At 71.3% G+C, this 2,669-nt stretch carries 1 protein-coding gene and 1 pseudogene; one reads left to right on the top strand and one right to left on the bottom strand.

The window, feature by feature from the left end; translation table 11 throughout:
• The first annotated feature begins 480 nt into the window (after positions 1–480).
• Positions 481–2,184, top strand: coding sequence for a GGDEF domain-containing protein (locus SACSA_RS0104600; protein ID WP_019813912.1), 1,704 nt, complete (start codon positions 481–483; stop codon positions 2,182–2,184).
• Positions 2,185–2,364: 180 nt separating this feature from the next.
• Here the strand turns inward: SACSA_RS0104600 and SACSA_RS25690 are convergent.
• Positions 2,365–2,669, bottom strand: a pseudogene (locus SACSA_RS25690) (hypothetical protein); the annotation flags it as partial.

Raw genomic sequence — 2,669 nt, 5'->3', positions numbered from 1 at the left:
CGAACGGACCGGCCTGCCGGGCCCGGCCGCCACGCCGTCGGCGACCCACCACGCTTCGCACGCGCCGCGAGCACCGGCTGGGTCCACGGGACTGGCGCGGCACCGGAGCATCAGCGAGCTCCACCCTGGAGCCGGAGCTCGCACGAGGTCCGAGACCCACGGCCGGGCCTCCGGTAGCCCGGTGACGTGGGAGGCCTCCGGACATCGAGCGTCCGGACCTTCCCGGTCACCCCCTTGTGCCGGGACTCCGGCGCCCGGGCTCCAGGACCACGAACACGAGGGGCCGGATACGGGCCCGCCCGTCCTTCGGCCACCGTCCGCGCACCGCGAGGTCATCCGAATGGCCCAAGAATACGGGGCCAACGGATTGATGACCTTGTCATCGGATCGGGCCACGTGCAAATATCACGACGCATATTGCAGCGATCGCGCACCGCGGCCACACCGCGGTCCGATTCTGTAGGACGGTGGGTATACGGCGTGGGAATCGCATCGCGGCAGGTTCACCTCACTTTTCAGCCGCTGTACAACCTGCACACCGGCAGCGCCTTCGCGGTGGAGGCGCTGAGCACGCCGACCACCGGCTCGGTACGCGACCTGCTCGACGGCGCACGCCTGCGTGGCCGCCTCGTCCACGTGGACGTCACGCTCGCGGTGCGGGCCGTGCGGTCGGTCGCCGGCCGCGGTGACGGACGCGCGCTGCATGTCAACCTGACCGCGTCGACGGCGGCTTCTCCTCCCGCCGCGCTGGAGCCCTTCCTGCACGCGCTCGCACGGTCACCGCTGTCGCCGCCGGATGTCGTCCTCGAGATCGGCCCACCATTCCGGGACACGGACCCCGAAACGCTGCTCGCGGGCATCGCCGACCTTTCCTCCCGCGGCTTTCGCCTCGCCTTCGACGGTCTCAACACCAGCGACCTTCCGCTCAACGTGCTCGCGAAGTCCGATGTGGACACGATCAAATTGGACCGGCGTACGCTCGGCGACCTCGGTAGCGATGCCGCGGCCACGGCGCTGGTCGAGTCGCTCGTGCACTTCGCCGACCGCACCGACCGTCGGCTGGTCGCGACGGGCGTGGAGAACGAGTCCCAGATCCGGACGGTGCGCGCGCTCGGCATCCACCTCGCACAGGGCGAGTTGTTGTCACGGGAGCCGCCGGTACCGGGGCAGCGGACCTCCGGCGCGCGGCTTCCCTACCGGACGGCGGCACCGCCACCCCGAGTCGATCTGCGGATGCGGGATTTCCTTCGGCAGGCGCGAACCCTGCCCGCCGACGCCACGTGCGAACAGGTGCGCTCGGTACTCGTCGAATCGGACGCTCCGGGTGGCATCGTCGGCATCGACGACGATGGCCGTCCACAGTGGTCTATCGACCGGTCGCGGTTCCTTCTCGGTCTGACCGGTCCGTTCGGACACGCGTTGCACGTGCACCGCCCGGCGTCGCTGCTGGCCGACCCTCCGTACGTTCTCGACCACACGGCCGGAGTCGAGCGCTTCTTCGAGATCCTCGCCCGCGCGGACACCGATCGCATGGCCGACGAGGTGGTGGTCATCGACGGTTCCGGCCGCTGCCGGGGTGTGCTGCCGACGGCGGAGATCGTGCGGGCGCTCGCCGAGGTCCGCGTGGAGTACGCGGCCGCGCTGAACCCGCTGACGCGGCTGCCCGGAAGCGACGTCGTCGCCGACGAGGTCGAGCGCCGGATCGCGGGCGGGCGGCCGTTCCTGGTCGGCTGGCTCGACATCGACTCGTTCAAAGCGGTCAACGACACCGCCGGGTTCGCCGCGGCCGACGACCTCATCCGCGACATCGGCGGCGCACTCGGTGATCTGGCCGCCGCACTGCCGGGCACCGTGGTCGGTCACGTCGGCGGGGACGACTTCCTCATCGCCTGCGACGTCGAGGAGGCCGTCGACATCGCCGACCGGATGCTCCGGCACCACTGGTGGGCGGGCAGCGTGCCCGTGTCGGTCTCACTGGCGACCGTGGTCTGCGCGAGCTCGTCGGTGGAATCCTACCGGGAGATCTCCCGTCTGCTTGCCCCGCTGAAGGGGCACGCCAAGGCCCTCACCGGATCGTGCTGGGTGAACAGCCGTCCGAGGCGGTCGGACGTGGAGGTACTCCACGGAGGAGACCACGGTGCCGCGCGCCACGCCGCCGACACACGTACCGGGCCACGGCGCTGAGACACCCGCCACACGGCGACAGGAGTCCCGGTGCTGCTGGGGGTTCAGCACCGGGACCCCGTCGCTCCCGCGGCACCCTGGGGAGGGATGTGGGCGCGCGGGCCACCGGACCCGACGGCGGTCACGTCGATTCCGGCGGAGCTGAGCATACGACACGCGGGCGCGTGGCACAGCGTTTGATTACCGACCGTTCCGTTCACCGAAATGATCATCGGTATCGGCCCGGAAGTCGTCCCACGCCCGTATGGCCGCCATCCCCAGCACCCGCGCCAGAGCGGCGGGTTCTCCCACGTCGTCCTCGGCGAGGTCGTAGTCGTCCCACAGCGCCGTCAGGGCCTCGTGACGCACCGACAGCGCGGGGTGGACCCACCTCCCGTCCGCGTCCGGGTAGCCGTCGTCCGCCCGGAGGGCGAGCACCTCGGCGGCGGGATCGCCACGCTCGTCGACGACCGTGGCCGCCAGCTCCGCCGCCCGCGCCGGGGCCT

The organism is Saccharomonospora saliphila YIM 90502, from assembly GCF_000383795.1.
Classification (GTDB): domain Bacteria; phylum Actinomycetota; class Actinomycetes; order Mycobacteriales; family Pseudonocardiaceae; genus Saccharomonospora; species Saccharomonospora saliphila.
This window is presented reverse-complemented; position numbering and strand designations above follow the sequence as displayed.